At 54.7% G+C, this 16164-nt stretch carries 19 protein-coding genes; 1 reads left to right on the top strand and 18 read right to left on the bottom strand.

Translation table 11 applies throughout. The annotated features are described in order from the left end of the window. Positions 1 to 423 precede the first annotated feature (423 nt). The gene (locus tag ACF8PK_RS03975; RefSeq protein ID WP_004725092.1) at positions 424 to 699 is read right to left on the bottom strand and encodes a hypothetical protein; all 276 of its coding nucleotides are present in this window, start codon (positions 697 to 699) and stop codon (positions 424 to 426) included. Between the two features lie 195 nt (positions 700 to 894). Continuing rightward, positions 895 to 1269, bottom strand: a complete 375-nt coding sequence (locus ACF8PK_RS03980; RefSeq protein WP_199251200.1) for a helix-turn-helix domain-containing protein — start codon at positions 1267 to 1269, stop codon at positions 895 to 897. Positions 1270 to 1419: 150 nt separating this feature from the next. Between ACF8PK_RS03980 and ACF8PK_RS03985 the strand changes: the two genes are divergently transcribed. Then, positions 1420 to 2253 (top strand): SDR family oxidoreductase, encoded by an 834-nt coding sequence (locus tag ACF8PK_RS03985; protein ID WP_315621592.1) that lies wholly within the window; start codon positions 1420 to 1422, stop codon positions 2251 to 2253. 78 nt (positions 2254 to 2331) lie between these two features. Here ACF8PK_RS03985 and ACF8PK_RS03990 read toward each other — a convergent pair whose 3' ends face one another. The 16 genes from ACF8PK_RS03990 to fliQ form a co-directional block, all read right to left on the bottom strand. Beyond that, positions 2332 to 2862 (bottom strand): copper resistance protein NlpE, encoded by a 531-nt coding sequence (locus ACF8PK_RS03990; protein WP_004725093.1) that lies wholly within the window; start codon positions 2860 to 2862, stop codon positions 2332 to 2334. 136 nt (positions 2863 to 2998) lie between these two features. Then, positions 2999 to 3286, bottom strand: coding sequence for a hypothetical protein (locus tag ACF8PK_RS03995; RefSeq protein ID WP_014204723.1), 288 nt, complete (start codon positions 3284 to 3286; stop codon positions 2999 to 3001). Between the two features lie 74 nt (positions 3287 to 3360). After that, positions 3361 to 4353 (bottom strand): flagellar motor protein MotB, encoded by a 993-nt coding sequence (locus tag ACF8PK_RS04000; RefSeq protein WP_154180241.1) that lies wholly within the window; start codon positions 4351 to 4353, stop codon positions 3361 to 3363. Continuing rightward, positions 4353 to 5210 (bottom strand): flagellar motor stator protein MotA, encoded by an 858-nt coding sequence (gene motA / locus ACF8PK_RS04005; RefSeq protein WP_004725096.1) that lies wholly within the window; start codon positions 5208 to 5210, stop codon positions 4353 to 4355. The genes ACF8PK_RS04000 and motA overlap by 1 nt, the downstream gene beginning before the upstream one ends. 9 nt (positions 5211 to 5219) lie before the next feature. After that, on the bottom strand, positions 5220 to 5948 hold the full coding sequence (locus tag ACF8PK_RS04010) for a FliA/WhiG family RNA polymerase sigma factor (protein ID WP_172561535.1): 729 nt from the start codon (positions 5946 to 5948) through the stop codon (positions 5220 to 5222). A gap of 10 nt (positions 5949 to 5958) precedes the next feature. Beyond that, positions 5959 to 6462 carry a flagellar basal body-associated protein FliL gene (gene fliL / locus ACF8PK_RS04015; RefSeq protein ID WP_392440151.1) on the bottom strand — a complete coding sequence of 168 codons (504 nt, stop codon included), beginning with the start codon at positions 6460 to 6462 and terminating at the stop codon, positions 5959 to 5961. Positions 6463 to 6485: 23 nt separating this feature from the next. Continuing rightward, positions 6486 to 7544, bottom strand: a complete 1059-nt coding sequence (locus ACF8PK_RS04020) for a flagellar hook-length control protein FliK (RefSeq protein WP_392440153.1) — start codon at positions 7542 to 7544, stop codon at positions 6486 to 6488. Position 7545: 1 nt separating this feature from the next. Further along, on the bottom strand, positions 7546 to 7860 hold the full coding sequence (locus tag ACF8PK_RS04025) for a hypothetical protein (RefSeq protein WP_014204727.1): 315 nt from the start codon (positions 7858 to 7860) through the stop codon (positions 7546 to 7548). Beyond that, positions 7844 to 8230 (bottom strand): flagellar export chaperone FliS, encoded by a 387-nt coding sequence (gene fliS, locus ACF8PK_RS04030; protein ID WP_014204728.1) that lies wholly within the window; start codon positions 8228 to 8230, stop codon positions 7844 to 7846. Before fliS ends, ACF8PK_RS04025 begins: the two co-directional genes overlap by 17 nt. A gap of 20 nt (positions 8231 to 8250) precedes the next feature. Next, the gene (fliD, locus tag ACF8PK_RS04035) at positions 8251 to 9588 is read right to left on the bottom strand and encodes a flagellar filament capping protein FliD (RefSeq protein WP_392440155.1); all 1338 of its coding nucleotides are present in this window, start codon (positions 9586 to 9588) and stop codon (positions 8251 to 8253) included. A gap of 455 nt (positions 9589 to 10043) precedes the next feature. Further along, complete coding sequence (gene lafA / locus ACF8PK_RS04040; protein ID WP_004725103.1) at positions 10044 to 10871, bottom strand: lateral flagellin LafA; 828 nt, start codon at positions 10869 to 10871, stop codon at positions 10044 to 10046. A gap of 185 nt (positions 10872 to 11056) precedes the next feature. Next, complete coding sequence (locus tag ACF8PK_RS04045; protein ID WP_392440158.1) at positions 11057 to 11869, bottom strand: EAL domain-containing protein; 813 nt, start codon at positions 11867 to 11869, stop codon at positions 11057 to 11059. Next, positions 11862 to 13955: a flagellar biosynthesis protein FlhA gene (locus tag ACF8PK_RS04050; protein WP_208550088.1), complete on the bottom strand. Its 2094-nt coding sequence runs from the start codon at positions 13953 to 13955 to the stop codon at positions 11862 to 11864. Before ACF8PK_RS04050 ends, ACF8PK_RS04045 begins: the two co-directional genes overlap by 8 nt. A 27-nt stretch (positions 13956 to 13982) precedes the next feature. Next, positions 13983 to 15113, bottom strand: a complete 1131-nt coding sequence (flhB, locus tag ACF8PK_RS04055) for a flagellar biosynthesis protein FlhB (RefSeq protein WP_208550087.1) — start codon at positions 15111 to 15113, stop codon at positions 13983 to 13985. Beyond that, complete coding sequence (gene fliR / locus ACF8PK_RS04060) at positions 15110 to 15886, bottom strand: flagellar biosynthetic protein FliR (protein ID WP_392440160.1); 777 nt, start codon at positions 15884 to 15886, stop codon at positions 15110 to 15112. Before fliR ends, flhB begins: the two co-directional genes overlap by 4 nt. Then, complete coding sequence (gene fliQ / locus ACF8PK_RS04065; protein ID WP_004725108.1) at positions 15886 to 16155, bottom strand: flagellar biosynthesis protein FliQ; 270 nt, start codon at positions 16153 to 16155, stop codon at positions 15886 to 15888. The genes fliR and fliQ overlap by 1 nt, the downstream gene beginning before the upstream one ends. Between the last annotated feature and the right edge of the window lie 9 nt (positions 16156 to 16164).

A 16164-nucleotide genomic window follows, 5' to 3' on the forward strand; every position in this document is an offset into this window, starting at 1 on the left:
AACAAAGCGTTTAAGGCAGATTCGTAACGCATGGCATTTTCACTATGCATTGGCATTTTTCTTTACAGTACAGTTACCAGTCTTGTCTTTGTCTCCCCAATGAAATCAGCTTTGTCATTTAATCCCTTTTCACTAGGGAAAAATTCATGGATGAATTTTTAGGTTTTCGGCGTCGGGAACGCCTAAAACTGTCCCGGACAACGACAAAGAAACAACAGGCATTTTCTGGTTACTCTTTGTGCCAGCAAAGAGTAACTGGCGCGTGACAAACCAAGCTGCGTGATTCGATGATGCGAAAACGCGTCAAACCTCAATCACCCTTTTCAAACTCAACCAAAACGCATTCGATAAAAACACAAACGCGACACACAATCCCCATCAAACCCTTACGTTCAACGTGATTGCTGTCGCGTGCATCATCACTTACATGATTTCACTTTTACTCTTCATCAGCTGATATTCATCCACCGCTTTCACCACGTCGGTGCGGTTAATGTATTTGGCGATAAAGTAGGGTGGAACAAAGAACACCAACATGTAAAACGACTCGTCAAATAACACGGTGGCGACTTGTGTTTCGTGGTTGAAATAGGCCATCAAAGCCAGTAAATCCAACAAAACACTGAGCAAAGCAAGTACGGTTGAAACAATTAAAACTAAGCCAAGAAAATCTCTTAGAAACATTTTCGATGCAGTCATGGCTACTCCCCCAAAAACGTCATGCCAAGTTAAAATACTCCTGCTTTTTGTGTGGTTTATTAATCGAGATCACATTTTGATTCTAGGCGGTGAAAAGTAAGTTTGACCAACTGACAGCAAAATAAACTTTACTCTAAGCCTTTACACAGAAAGCGTTAACGTCGGTTTGGTGTGAGTTTGTATTCAGCGGAAATTCTACTCGCCATCAAGTTTGGCATCGTAGCTCTTTTGTGCTTTCAGTACCGCGTCCATATTATTTTCCGCCCAGTGCGCGAGGGCAGCCACGGCGTCGGTTAACGTCGTGCCGAGTGGCGTCAACGCGTATTCCACGGTGACCGGCACGGTGGGAAATACGGTGCGGCTGACCAACCCGTCGCGTTCGAGCTTTTTCAGGGTTTGAGACAAGACCTTTTGCGAAATACCTTTGATGTCGCGCTTTAGGTGGTTAAAGCGCACTGGTTCGCCGCGCAGTTTGTCTAAAATCAGCAGTGCCCATTTGTCGGCAATGCGATCCAACACCGCGCGGGTTGGGCAGCGGTTCTCATAAACGTCATACGCAAAATCCATCATTCTTCCTCTATGCTCAAACCACAGGGTGGTTACCTCAAGGACACCTTGTTACCGAAAAGTGCCTTCTTCACAACGTCAGCTCGGGAGTATAGATTGTTTACAAAGTTTCTATCAACTACATAGTTTCCAAAATATACCTAGGAGAACAGAATGAACAAAGTATTGGTATTGGGTGCCTCTGGTCACGTTGGTCAACCGCTGGTGGCAGAGCTGCTGGCAAAAGGGGAGCAGGTCAAAGCTGCGTCGCGTAGTGGCAAAGCGTTTGGTGCGGCTGAAGGTGTGGTGTTTGATTTTGCTGACCCAACAACCTTTGACGCCGCGTTCGACGGCGTTGACCGCGCTTATGTGATGCTGCCAGGCGGTTATGTGGAATCAAAAGCTTTGCTCGAGCCTGTGATTCAGGCTGCGGCTGAGCGCAATGTGAAGGTGGTATTCCAAAGCGTACTCGGTGTGGATGCCGATGATTCCATTCCTTACCGCCAAGTGGAAATCGCGCTGGAAAACTCCGGCGTGCCGTATGTGATCCTGCGTCCGAACTGGTTTGCGGATAACTTCCATACCTATTGGAAAGCGGGCATCGACCAAGGCGTGATTGGCGTTCCTGCTGGGGAAGGCAAATCGAGCTTTATTGATGTGCGTGATATTGCCAGCAGCGCAGCGGCGGCATTAACCACAAATCGTTTTGACAATCAGGCGTTCAACCTGACCGGTCCAGAAGCGCTGAGCTATGCGCAAGCCGCGCAAAAAATCAGTGCGGCGCTGGGTAAGCCAGTGGTTTATCAGGCGATGGAAGAGGGCGCGTTCTGTGACCTGCTGAAATCGGTGGGTGTCCCTGCCGACTACGCGGAATTTCTGACCTCAATTTTCTATCCGGTGCGCGAAGGCTGGACGGCTGGCGTGAGCGAAGCGGTTGCCACTCTCACCGGCAAAGCGCCGCGTTCGCTGGATGAGTACATTGCCGATCATCTGGCCGAGTTGCGCTGAGCGCGATGCATCAGAAAAAAAGCAACGCCAGCATCATGCTGGCGTTTTGAGTTCGAGGGGCGGTGAATCCGCGACGACTTATTGTTTTTTCAGGTTGTAGAGTGTGGCCATGTCGCCGGTGATTTTCTCGCCGTTGATGTCGAGTTTCATCAGCAGGTTTTCACCGACGAAGTACTGGTTTGGTGTTTCAGAGCCATCTTCCAGCGTGATCACGCTGCCTTTGGTGTCCCAATGGAATTTGCCGCTTGATGTAAATTGACCGCCGTCTTCCTCTTTCCCTTGGTAAACCTGCGTCAGGGTGTAGGTTTCATCTTCGCTAAGCGTCAGGGTGTAGTCGATGCCAGCGCAATCGGCGCAAGGCAGCGTGCCTTTGTAGGTGCCTTGCCAATCAAGGCTGTTGAAGGCGTTGTGACCGGCTTCGACGGTTTCTGCAACGGCGCCTGCGGCGGCTGAAACGGTGTCGGTGACGGTTGAAACTGCGTTGCTGACTGCCGTTGGCAGCGTATCCACGGTGGGTTGAGATTCTGCTTGCGTTGCCGCTGTATCAGCCGTGTCACAGCCCGCCAAAATAAAAGTCAGTGCACTTAGGGCGAACATCGCTTTTTTCATCATCTTTCCTTATCTATCGAGTGAACGTGTGGACGTTGTTGTTGATGAGTATTATTCAACAGAGAAATGTCAGATGCGTCAGTCTGTCGTCATACTTTTGGCCGAGGCTGTCAGAAAGCTGTTATATCTCGGCCGCTTATATCAAAAAAAAGAAATATAGGAAGCAGATGAACGCCAGCAGCGTTGCCGAAAGCGTTGGGTAGATGATGTAAGACTCCTGCTTGTTGGTGCGCTGAAAGCAGAGAAAGCTGAGCAGAATGTTGTACATCATCAGCAGCAAACTGATGCTGGTGCCTGCGTGCAGTGTCAGGCTGGTGAGTTGCAGCAAAAATAGCCCCAGCAGGCAGTAATCGATGACGATCAGCCAGAGGAAGGCTTTTTTCAAGCCGTCGGTTTGCGTGGGTTTACGGGGCTGCTGATACATAACGTGCTCGGTAATCAAAAGGGTCATGGAACCGGGAAAGCTGCCCGAGGCTCAGGCGTCGGGCAGGGGACGCGTTATAACGGTTGGTCGGGCTGCTTTGTGGCCTCGACCGGGGTTGAATACTGAATGGTTTCTTGACGCAGCACTGGCTGGTTGAACTGCGCTTGATTGCGCGCTTTATCCAACTCGCCCGGTTGCTGATTGCCAAAGAAGGTTTCCAGCACCTGCGCGGCAGGCGTGGTCAACACAAACAATTCAATACGGCGGTTTTCACTGCCATCTGGTTCGTCGGGGTTCAGTAAAGCGCGATCCGACATGCCGGTGACCTGCAACACGCGCTGTTCTGGCATGCCGCCAGCCACCAACGTTTGGCGCGCAATGTTGGCACGGTTGGCTGACAGCTCCCAGTTGGTGCGATGGCTAAAACGCTGCTTAAACGCGGTAGAGTCGGTGTGGCCGCTAATGATGAGCGGATTTTCGACTCGCTGAAAGACCGGCGCCAGCGCCAACAACAGATCTTCAAAAAACGGCGTCAGCTCGGTGCCGCCACGGCTGAACATGTGCTGTTTGTAATCGTCCTGCAGCACAATGCGCAGCCCTTGCGGCGTCACGGAGACGTGCACGTTCCCTTGCGCGCTGATCTGGCGCATCATGGCTTCAATCACTTTAGCCAGAATGGTCAGCTGTTCCTGGGTATCGAAGTTGCCGGGAATGATCGCATCCGATTCAGGGCCATTGCCGTTGCCGTTATAGAACGAGGTCACGGTGTGGTTGGCATCGTGCTTGCTCGGCACCGACGATTCCGAGGCCAAATCGATTGGAGAGATGCTTTGCGAAGTATCAAACGGGTTGCCGTAGCTGCGATCGAACACGCTGGCGCTGTGCAGATGCGCGACAATCGCTTTGCGCTCTTCTTTGTTCACCACCTGCATCACCCACAGCACCAGAAACAGTGCCATCAGCGCAATCATAAAATCGGCCATGGCGACTTTCCACGCGCCGCCATGGTGAGGCTCGTCGTGACTGCGAGTTGAGCGCTTGAATACGACATGCTCCTGTTTTTGCATTATCCCTCCTGCTCCGCTAGCCATTTCTCCATGTCGTTGAAGGTTGGTTTAATGTCTAGCTGAATATGCTTGCGCCCTGCGTCAATCGCCAGTAGGGTCGGTTTCTTCGCCACGTAGGCCACCAGAGTGGCGCGCACGCATTCAAAAGCCGACATGTCACGTTTGACGCGCTGAGCCATGGCGTTACTTGCCGGATCAAGACAGCAGTAACAACCAAAAATGCCGATAAAGGTGCCCACCAGTGCCGCAGCAACGTGGTAGCCGATGAGGGCGATGGACCCATCGATGGCTTGCATGGTGATGATGATGCCGCCGACCGCCGCCAGAATACCAAAGCCTGGCAGTGCTTCTGCGGTGCGCTGCATTGAACGCGATGGCAGCAGCAGGTCGGTCTGAATGGCGTCGATTTCTTGTTCCAGCAGTCCCTCAAGTTCATGAGGCGACATCTGGCCCATCGCCATTAAGCGCAGGTTGTCGGTAATGAACGAAACCAGACGATAATCACGCGCAACCAACGGGTAGCGAGCAAAAATCGGGCTTTGGTCGGGGCTTTCAATGTGCTTGTCGAGGGATTTAAAGCCGCCGCTACGCACGGTTTCCAGCAGCACTTGCAGCACCGCCATCAGCTCCATGTAATACGCTTGCTCATTTTTCGGCTGCGACAACATCATGCGCAGTTGGCGGCGCATCTCTTTGAGTACCTGCGGCGGGTTACCGATGATCAGCGATCCAAGTGCCGCCCCGGCGATGATGAGAAATTCCGCTGGCTGCCAAATCGCCGTCAGGCTGCCGCCCGCCCAAACGTAACCGCCGAATACACACATCAGAACAATGATGGCACCAAGAAACTTTTGCATAAGTGGCTCCTAAGAGGACAAATATTGGTTGAGTTGTTTGAGCGCCTGTTTGTGTAGCTGACAGATGCGAGGCGGCGTCAGATCGAGCACGAGCGCGATTTCGTGTAAGTTGAGTTCGTGTTGATAGAACAGGGTCAACAGCAGTTGGTCACGTTTACTCAGTTGGCCGACCGCCTGTTCTAAACTGCGGCGAATGTGCTCGTGCGTCATGCCGTCGTAATGGCCGTCGGCAAATTGCTCAACGCCCGTGTCTATCAACTGATCCAAGCTCTGCATTTCCCCCGCTAAGGAGGCATTTAAGCGCGCGTAGTAATCCTGCTCATCGGTGCCCAGCGCAGCGATGATTTCGCGATCGTTTGGTTGGCGACCCAGTTTGCGGGTCAAATCGCGGGTCACATCGTTGAGTTCGTGCGCTTGTTGGCGCGTTTTGCGTGATCGCCAGTCCAACCGACGCAGTTCATCGAGAATGGCACCGCGAATGCGGCACACCGCAAACGCAGGAAAGTTCGGGTCGTCAATGTTGCCATAACGGCGACCGGCTTCCAGCAGGCCAATCAGGCCAATTTGCTGCATGTCTTCGAGGCTGCAATGCGTGGTGGCGTGTACCCGCAGTTGGTTCGAGACCCGCTTCACCAAGTGTTGATACTGGCTGAGCAGGCGGTTTTCATCGATCGGCTGTGTCGGCGAGGCGACCTCGTCCGCCATGGCATATTCGTCCTGATATTGCATATCCAACATAAGCGCGTCCTTACTGCACGACGTATTTGGTCAGCAGCACATCGTCGATGTCGCGCAGAATGTCGGTCTTCTCAAAGGCGTTGAGAATGGTCAGTTTGACCTCGTTTTGCAGGTGCTCAATCGCACCGTCCTGCTGCAAATCTTCATAGGTTTTGTCGCTGAACAGTTTGATCAGCGAATTGCACACCACCGGCATGTAATCACCAATGTTGGCGATGCGTTCCGGATGACGAGTTTCGACCGCGATTTCCAGCATCAGAAAGTGGTTCTGATTTTTGCCTTTCACGCTCAGCACCACTTTATCCAGCGAATGAAAGCTCGGCGCTTTGGGGGATGGGGTGGTGTCGCTTAAAAACGCCAGCGGCGAGTTCGCCAGCCAGTCGCTGTCCGGCTGTTCTTGCTGCGTGCTCTGCTGCTTGAGATACCAGATGCCGCCAAACACGGTTCCCGCAGAGACGAGGGCGCTGGTGATGATCATCATGATAAACACGGTAATAAGTTGCTGTTTGGTCATAACCTTTATTCCTCGTTGAAACCTTAGGCGTGAGTGCTGAGCCAGTGCTCAGACAGAGAAGCGGTAAACGGCTCGTCGCCAGTGTCGCGCGCCGCGAAAATGGGGTGGGTCGCGGCCTCATCCTGAGACGAGGATTGGCGCTGGCCGCCTTGATCGGTGCCGACATTGACATCAACGTGCACAAAGTTCTGGCTTTGCAGTTCAGCGCGCAGGCGGTCAGACACCTGCATCAGCGCTTCACGGGTCGCCGCGGCATTGGCGTTGATCTGCACGCTGAGGCGATCGCCTTCCACGCGCACCACCAAATCCAGCTTGCCGAGATCGGGCGGATCGAGGCGGATCTTGGCTTCTTGCAGGTGCTGCTGCGCTTGCAGCGTGACGCGGTCATGCAGCACTTGCAGCATCTGCTCGCCCCATTTGCCCGCTTGCGTATCAATGCGCACGCTGGCCCATTCCGGCGCATTGACCGTTGTGGTGGCACTCGGCGCGTGAACCTGAGCCTGCGCTTGCCCGAGGCTTGGTGCGCCTGAGGCTGGGTGGATGACCTGATTGAGCGCCGCGTTTAACGCACTGTCGAGCGGGAGCGCAGCTTTGGTCGCAACGGGCTGGCTCCCGGTGATGGACGGCGCAGATTGCGCGTTGAATAACCCCGCTGCTGATTGTCCTGTTGCCGATGGTGCCGCTGCATTTGCGTTTTGCGCCGCGGCAGTATTTGCGGTGTTTGCGCCGCCGACGCGATGGTTCTCGGCAAACCCTTTGACCCACTGAGCCTGCGTTGGGATCGGTTGATGGGCGCTTAGCAGCGCCGCCAGCGCGGTCAGGTCGCCCAGTTCTTCTTGGGGTTGAGTCGTCAGCGCCGACTCTGGCTGCTCGTCGCTGAATGACGGCAACGATCGGGCAGGCTGGCCCAGCGTAAAGCGAGTTGTTTTGCTGGCATCGGCGTCGCCAAACGAACGCGCTTGATGAATCTCCGATGCGGCATCCGATTTGTCGCTGCGCGACGATGAGCTGGCAGGTGCCGCACGGCTTGTTGATGAATGGCTGGCTGGCGAATGGTTGGCGGAAGGCGTCATGGCTTGCATATTAACCCTCCATGGTCATGGCGAGCTGATAGGCAAGGGCGCGTTCTTGCTGCGCGCTGACCTGTACCATGTCCGATTCCAGTTCCGCGGTTGCCGCTTTCAGGGCGGCCAAAGCCGCCTGATGCGCCGCTTTGGCTTTGGCGATTTGCGGCGCCAGTTGTGGGTCGCGCAGAAACGGCTTGTGGTATTGCAGCAGTTCACGCAGCTCGCTGTCGTAGCGGGCGAGCGCGCTCCAATCCTGCAATTTTGTTGCGATGGTGATCCGCTGAGAAAGGTGGCGGAATCGCTCAGGGGAAACCTTATGCGTGTTGACCAAAATTCATCCATCCTTCTTTGATATTGCCCATCACCGTTTCCACGGTGCTGAGGCGTTCCACATCGTTTTGCACGCTGGCCTGATACAGCTCCACCTGACAGAAGTCGTACAACTGGTGCAGGTTGGTTGCCAGCTCGCCACCGCTCTCCATATCGAGCGCGCTGTCGAGGCCGATCAGAATGTTCATGCACTTGTTAATGCCCGCGCCTTTTTCTGCCAATCGCCCCACGCTGATGTGGCCGCGAATGCGTTCAATCTCGTTGAGTAGGCCGTCAATGAGCATGACCACCAACTGATGCGGGGTGGCGGCGGCGGCTTGTGCATCTAAATCGACTTGTTGATACGAGTCGTAGCCCGAGTCCATTAACATAAAACGTCTCCTCGCCAGACTTAGCCGAACATCGACATGGTCTGGTTCATCTTGGTTATGAGTTGGTTCATTTGCGTGAACTGTTTCAGGTAGCGGTCATACGCCATGTCGTATTTGCGCTCGAGTGCCGTCTGTTTGTCTTCAATGCGACTGATGTTCTGTTGCAGCGCATCTTTACGTGACTTAAACAGGCCGTTAGAAAATTGCAGGTAGGGGTCAAGCAGCGAATCTAGGCTATCGAGCAGATTGCCGTCGCCGTTAAAGAACGATTCCAGCGCCGCGGTATTGGTGGTTTGCGCGTCTTCGAACTTGTCGGCGTCGATTTTCATCGTGCCGTCACGGCTGATTTCGATGCCAAGATCGCTCAGGCGCATGCCTTCAAATTCGCCACGCACTAACGTTTTCAGCTGGCTCTCAATTGAGCGAATGGTCGGGTCGCTCGCCAGCACACCACGTTGGGAATCTTCGCCGCCAATCGAGGTGTACGTATCGATGGTTTTCATCAGGCTGTTGTAGGCCTCGATGATCTTATTCATTTGTTCTTTGGTGCCTTCCTGATCCGCACCGACGGACAGGCTCAGAGGCGCTTCGCCACTGGTTTGCGCTTTGGTCACGGTCAGGTCGACGCCGTTGATCACGCCTTCAAAGGTGTTGCTGCTGTTGGTCAGTTGCAGGCCGGTGCCTTGGGCGCCAAGCCAAATCACGGCATCTTGCGGCGCGCTGATCTCGTTAAGGTTGGTCAACGCATCTTCAAACCACGTTTGGCCAGTGCCGGAGACGGCCACATTGACCGAGTTGGCCACGCCGGTTTCGGTGCTCGATAGCATGAAATAGGTTTGGCCGTTCGAGCGCACCAGCGTCGCGTTCACGCCCGGGTTGTTGCTGTCGCTGTTAATCGCCGACACCAAATCTGCCATGGTCGCCACCCCATCACCGTCGCTGTCTAGGGTCGAGAGATCCAGCGTCATGGTCTCGCCGTTGATGGTGAAATCGAGGGTGCCGGTGGTCGGCACTTGTGTGGTGGCATCGAGGTTCGCGGGCATACTGGCCGACACCTGATGCGCGGTCGCAACTTGTTCAACAAACACCTGATAGCTGCCCGCCAGCGCATTGGCATCGGCCGTGGCCGAGAAGTAACCCTCTTGCGAGACGGTGGCGCTGTTTTTCACGATGCTGCTGGTGGAGCTATTCATTTCAGTGATCGCGGTGCGAAACGCGCGCAGGGCGGTTTCCACTTTGCCCAACGCCGTCAATTGAGACTGGTATTGGGTCGATTGCGTTTGATAACGCTGCTGAAATGACTGCACATCATATGTAGCCAGCTGTGTTGCCATGGTGATTGGATCCAATGAACTCATTTGGGCGCTCCCTGTTGCTCAGTCTGCTTACCGTGGTGCGCACATCAGATGTCGCGGTAGCGTGTCGGGTTTGATAGAACCTGTCGCTAAATTCGCAAGATGTGTGCCATGGATTAAATTCTTGTAAAACAGTGACTTATTAAATTAATCGGTGAAAAACGGAAGCGGTGTTTCCTCATCGGCAGTTCCGCTTTTCCTCAGAAATCGATTCTTTGGAAATCAAGTCCTTGTCAATTAAGGTTTCTCTACGGGGTAATGCGACCGTTTGGCGCTGGGAATTAAGGGCGAAAGGAAGAAAATGAGGTCGGAATCGACCCGATGAAAGCAAAGGAAAAAAGGCGCCGGCTATGTTGTCGAAAAGGAAGAGGACAGGCGCCACGAAAAAAGTAAAACGGAAAAAAGCCTCCCAACGAGCAGGAGGCAAATACAAACGTACAGATGTATGGCGTCGCTGCTTAGCGAAGCAGTGAAATGGCCATGCTTGGAATCTGGTTGGTCTGAGACAGTACGGTAGTACCGGCTTGCATCAGCATTTGGTTCTTCGTCATGTTTGACGATTCAACCGCGAAGTCAGCATCGGTGATACGGCCTTTCGCTGCGGCGGTGTTTTCAGACACGTTAGCCAGGTTGTTGATGGTGTGGTCCAGACGGTTGATGTTTGCACCCAGTGTTGAACGCACGGTGTTGATGGTGTCAAACAGACCGTCAATCACAGTGATTTCCGCGTTGGATGCCGCGTTTGTGGTCAGTGCACCTGTTGTGGTGAAGTCCACGTTGCCGAGGTTTGTTGAAATATCTACAGTCAGTGTTTCAGCCGCTGACGCACCGATTTGGAAGTCAACCGCTGCAGCCAGTTTGCCGCCTTGTAGCAGTTGCTGACCTGCACCGTAAGTGGTTTGCGTCAGGATACGCGTTGCTTCGGCTTCCAGCTCTTGGTATTCAGAATCCAGCGCGGCCAGTTCTGTGGTGCCGTTGGTGCCGTTCGCGCCTTGTGTGGCAAGGTCTTTCATGCGGTAAGCGATGTTCGTCAGCTCTTCCAGTGCGCCGTCTGCGGTTTGCAGCATTGAGATAGCGTCCTGAGAGTTACGCATCGCCACTGACATGCCGCGCGTTTGTGCTTCCAGTTTGTTCGCAATCGTCAGACCCGCTGCGTCATCCGCGGCAGAGTTGATGCGAAGGCCAGTGCTCAAACGTTCCATCGCAGTCGTCATCAGGTTGTTTGTGCTGTTCAGAGTGTTTTGCGTAACTAGCGATGCGTAGTTAGTGTGCATAGATAAAGCCATCTTAGTCTCCTTGGTTGTCGCTATCTTCAGGCTCTTCGGGATATTCCCTGCTCACTAACTAGAGGCGGATGGTTACGGGCGAGCATTAATCAGAAATTGAAAAAAATTGACAAAAGGGCGAAAAAGGCGGGGATAAGGTGACGTCTATTCCAGAAATCACCCTATTTTGAGGGGCAAGCAAGGCATTACCAGTTGTCGTTATCTGCGTCATCGAAGGTTTTAAAAGACAGCGATGTCGGAATATCGCTGAAATACCCAAAGTAGTAACTCGCGCCGAGCAGTTTGTATTGGTTCAGTTCGGTCTGGCTGGCGACGCGGCCGGCGACCCATTTAAAGCGGTGCTGACGCAAAAAGCGCACGATAGGCAGAAAGGCGCTGCGATCTTCTTTGTTCTCCAGCGACACTGCGAGCTTGAGCATGTCCGGCTTATAGCGCGCAATCTGCTCAAAGTTTTCTGCCGCGGTGTAGAGTTCAAACCATAGCGCGTACGCGTTCTCACGAATCTGTTCAACCAGTTCATCCAACTCAGGGTGCAGCGGATGGGCAAAGTTGATCTGCACCGACGGCACCACATGAGCAAACGCCGCGCGATGAAATTGCAGGATCTGGTCGAGAAACAGCGCGCCCGCGGGCCACAGCAGTGCATCGGCACGAATCGGCACCACCACGTTGCTGATGAGATCCGGATGAAAGGTTTCCATCTGAAAACGCGACTGACGCAGCGCCAGATACAGGCTGTAAAGATCGAGGCAGAACGCCATCGGCTCCGACAGCTCAAACTGGTACACGCTCTGTTCACCCTGACTGCCAAACCGCAGCGTGAGGTGCTGATATTCCACCTCGCCACTGTGCGCTTCGCGAATCGCCTGACAGGCGTGGCGAATGTCGTTGCGCTGAAAAGCGTCAAACACCAGCGCGTCGTCCTCCGTGACGATGTGCTGCTCAATAAGGTCGCGCAGATAATGGTACAGCGCTTGATGCGAAGAGAGATTAGCCAAGGTTTCCTACCACGTTGATCTGTTTGTTTTCCGGAATTTCGTTGTACGACAGCACCGCCAGTCCGTGCGAGAACGTCCGCGCGTAGCGGGCAATCAGCGGACGCAGTTGCGGCATCACCAACAGGATCGGCGCCATGCCTTGCTGTTTCAACTGCTGTTTAATCAGCGGCAGGTTCTGCTGGAACTGGCCGAGAATATTCGGTTCGATCGGGAAGCTGTCCAGCATCACGCTGCCGCTCGCCTGCGCCTGATGCAGCGAGGTCATCAGCATCTGCTCCAGTTCGTCGGACAGGGCGTAAACCGGAATCTCGTTCTTCTGGCCTGCCAGCAGGTTAATCAGGGTGCGGCGCAAGGCGCAGCGCACATCGGCGGCGAGCAGAATCGGGTCTTTGGTGTTTTCCGACGACTCCAACATGGTGTTGGCGATGGTGCGAATGTCTTTCAGCGGCACCTGATCGAGCAGCAGCTGACGGTACACTTTGAGCTGCTGCGCTGGGCGCAGCGCCGCGGCGAGCGCTTCCGCCAGTTTCGGCGCTTGCGCAGTCAGGCGCTGATTCATCGCATCGACATCGTCGTGGTTAAACAGCTCCGCCAGATGGGTTTTCATCACTTTGCTGATATGGGTCGCCACCACGGTGGCATCATCCACCACCTGATAACCCATATTTAGCGCGCGCGCTTTCTGCGGGTGTTCAATCCACACCGCCGGCAGGTTGTAGGCCGGATCGCTGCCGAGAATGCCGTCGATGTCGCCATAGGTTTCACCCACGGCGATTGCCATCAGGCGGTCGGGTTCAATCAAGCCCTGTTCGACCAGTTCGCCATTGAGTGAAATGGTGTATTGGTTGGGCTTGAGGCTTAGGTTGTCGCGAATCGCCACTTCCGGCAGCAAAAAGCCAACCTGCTCGGAGAGGTTACGCCGCACACCGCGAATGCGCTGCGTCAGCGGCGCGCCGTGATCTTTATTGACCAGATGCACCAGACGATAGCCAAGCGCCAGCGACAAGGTCTGCACGTGGGGGATGTCTTCCCAGCTGAGTGGCGCGTCGCCTTCGTTTTGCATCGCCTGCGAAATCGCTTCGACTTCATCGAGCGAGGTGTCGATCACCGGGCTTTTGGCCTGACGCCAACCGGCAAAGGCCAGCGCCGCCGCAAAGGTGAAAAACGCCAGATGGGGCATACCCGGCACGATCCCGATAACCACCATGATGCCCGCGACGGTAAACAGCGTGGCCGGCGTGGCCAGCAGTTGCTTGTGCATGGTCTGCGACATGTCGTTGTCGCTGTCGTTAATGCGCGTTACGATAATCGCCGCGGCCGTTGCCAGCAGCAAGGATGGGATTTGCGCCACCAGACCATCACCGATGGTCAGCAGGGCGTAGGTTTTAAACGCTTCAGAGGCAGGCAGGCCATGTTCGAATACGCCAATGCTGATCCCGCCGATGATGTTGATGAACAGAATCATCAAACCGGCGACCGCGTCACCGCGCACAAATTTCGACGCACCGTCCATCGAACCGTGGAAGTCCGCTTCATTAGCGACTTCGCGGCGGCGATCGCGTGCGGTGTCTTGGTCAATCAGGCCAGCGTTGAGGTCGGCGTCAATCGCCATCTGCTTGCCCGGCAGGGCATCGAGCGTAAAGCGCGCTGAAACTTCGGAGATCCGTTCGCCCCCTTTGGTGATCACCACGAAGTTGATGATCATCAGGATGATGAACACCACCATACCAACCACATAGTTGCCGCCGATCACCACTTCACCGAACGCCTGAATCACTTTACCAGCCGCATCACCGCCGTTGTGACCTTCCAACAGCACGATCCGGGTTGATGCAACGTTGAGCGTCAGGCGCAGCAAGGTTGCGACCAACAAGATGGTCGGGAAGATGGAGAAATCGAGCGGGCGTTTGGCGGTGGTGCTGACCAGCAGCACCAGAATCGCCAGGACGATGTTAAAGGTAAACAGCGCGTCCAACAGGAGCGGTGGCAGTGGCAGAATGACCATTGCCAGTACCATCAGCAGCACAATCGGAATACCTAGGTATCCCTTGCCGGAGTTTTGCCATTGTTTTAACCGGTTGAGCATGGTTATCAGTCCTTCATTCAATGCAAATCAGTGCTGCAGATGGTTCGGAATCGAAAAGTGTGGCAGTGGCAGCGGCTGTTCACCGCTGCCACTGCGAAACGCTTTCAACTGCAGGACGTAGGTCAGAATATGAGCCACCGCCACATAGAGCTGGCTGGGCACAGCCTGCTCGATGGCAGTGGTGTAGTAAATCGAACGCGTGAGCGGCGGCGAGTGGATAATCTCGACCTGGTTGTCACGCGCGAGGCGCTGAATGTGCAGCGCGGTTTCATCCACCCCTTTGGCGACCACAAACGGCGCGTCCGACAGCGCCGGATCATATTTCAACGCCACGGCGTAGTGGGTCGGGTTGACGATCACCACGTCAGCTTTCGGCACCATTTTGTCGATGCGGCGACGGGCGAACTGTTGCTGAATCTGGCGAATACGCTGTTTGATTTCCGGGCGGCCTTCGTTGTTTTTGTATTCCTCTTTCAGCTCCTGCTTGGTCATCTTCAGCTCTTTGAGGTGTTCCCAGCGCTGGTAAGGTATATCAATCACGCCAAACACCAACAGGGCAAAGCCCATCAGCAGTAAGCCTTCAAACAGGATGTTCATGATCAGGATAAAGCCCTGATTGAGCGGCAGCCCCTGCATGCCCAACATGGGTTGCAGATGGTTATCGAGATAGCCGTACAGCACGGCGAAAATGACGCTGACTTTGAGCGTCGATTTCACCAGTTCAACCAGCGAGCGGGTGGAGAAAATCCGGCTGATACCGCTGATCGGATTGAGTTTGCTCAGCTTTGGCAGCAGGTTGGCCGGGCGGAACAGCCAGCCACCGAGAATCATGCTGCTGGCGAGCGTCACCACAATGATGACCAGAAACATCGGCATCAGCAGTTCAATCACCATGCCGAGGCTGTGACCCAACTGTTCAATCATCTGCATCGGATTGTCGAGATCGGCACGGGTCAGCGAGAGGTTATAGCGAAACACGCCCGCGATGGATTGCCAGATGGCGGGCAGCTGGGCGTAGAAGTAGATGGCCACGGCGAGAAAAATCACCGCGGTGGTGAACTCTTTGGCGCGGGGAATTTGGCCTTGCTCGCGCGCCTTTTTGACTTTCTGCGGCGAGGCCTTCTCGGTTTTGTCCTGAGACGAAGCTTGATCGCTCATGCGCCCCCCACCATAAACTGATGGAGAAAGCGCAGCGTGTCATGCACCAGCGAGCCGTAGCGTCCCGGCACACCGGAGACGGAAATCAGCACGCTGAACAGGCCGAGTAACATGGTCATCGGAAAACCGAGTGCGTAAACGTTCAGGCTGGGCGCGGCGCGGTTCATGACGCCAAAACTGATGTTGGCCAGTAGCATCGAGACGATGGCAGGCAGCGCTAATGCCAGCGCCGCCGAGAACATCCAAGTGAAAATATTGACGATGCCTTGCAGCGACAACATCGTGATCCCGGAGCCGACCGGCCACACGGTAAAGCTCTGGATCAGGACATCAATCACCACTAAGTGGCCTTCCAATGCCAGAAACAGCAGGGTGGTGAACACCAGAAAAATGCGGCCGAGAATGGCGACCGACAGGCCGTTCACCGGGTCGTTCATCATTGCCATGCCAAGGCCCATTTGCAGCGAAACAATCTGGCCGAGCAGGGTAAACACGGTGAACAGCATGTGCAGGATCAGGCCGAACATCAGCCCCCACACAGCCTGTTCAAACGCGAGAAACAGCGAGGTCATCGACATCAAATCGACCGCGGGCATCGCGGGCATCAAAGGCGCGGTGATCACGGTGATGGAGAGGGCAAGCAGACTGCGCACCCAGACCGGGATCAGTAGGTCACCGAAAAACGGCATCGACACAAACACGGCGCCGATACGGAAAAAGGGCCACCACAGTTGCCCAAGCCAGCTGGAAATCTCGGCAAAGCTCAGCTCCATCAGCCAATCATCCCCGGAATGTTATGGAACAGAAAATCAAACAGTTCCATGAACTTGCGTAGCATCCAGTGACCGGCAAAGATGACCATCAGCAGCGTCACCATCAGGCGCGGCAGAAAGCTCAGCGTCTGTTCGTTGATCTGGGTGGCGGCCTGAAAAATCGCAATGCCGAGGCCGACAATCAACCCCGGCACCACCAACACACCGACAATCAGGATCACCATCCAGACGGCGTTGGAAATCAGGGTCACGACAGTTTCTGGAGTCATACAGCGTTC

Origin of the sequence: Vibrio sp. CJQ_6 (assembly GCF_043106745.1) — a bacterium.
Taxonomy (GTDB): Bacteria; Pseudomonadota; Gammaproteobacteria; order Enterobacterales; family Vibrionaceae; genus Vibrio; species Vibrio furnissii.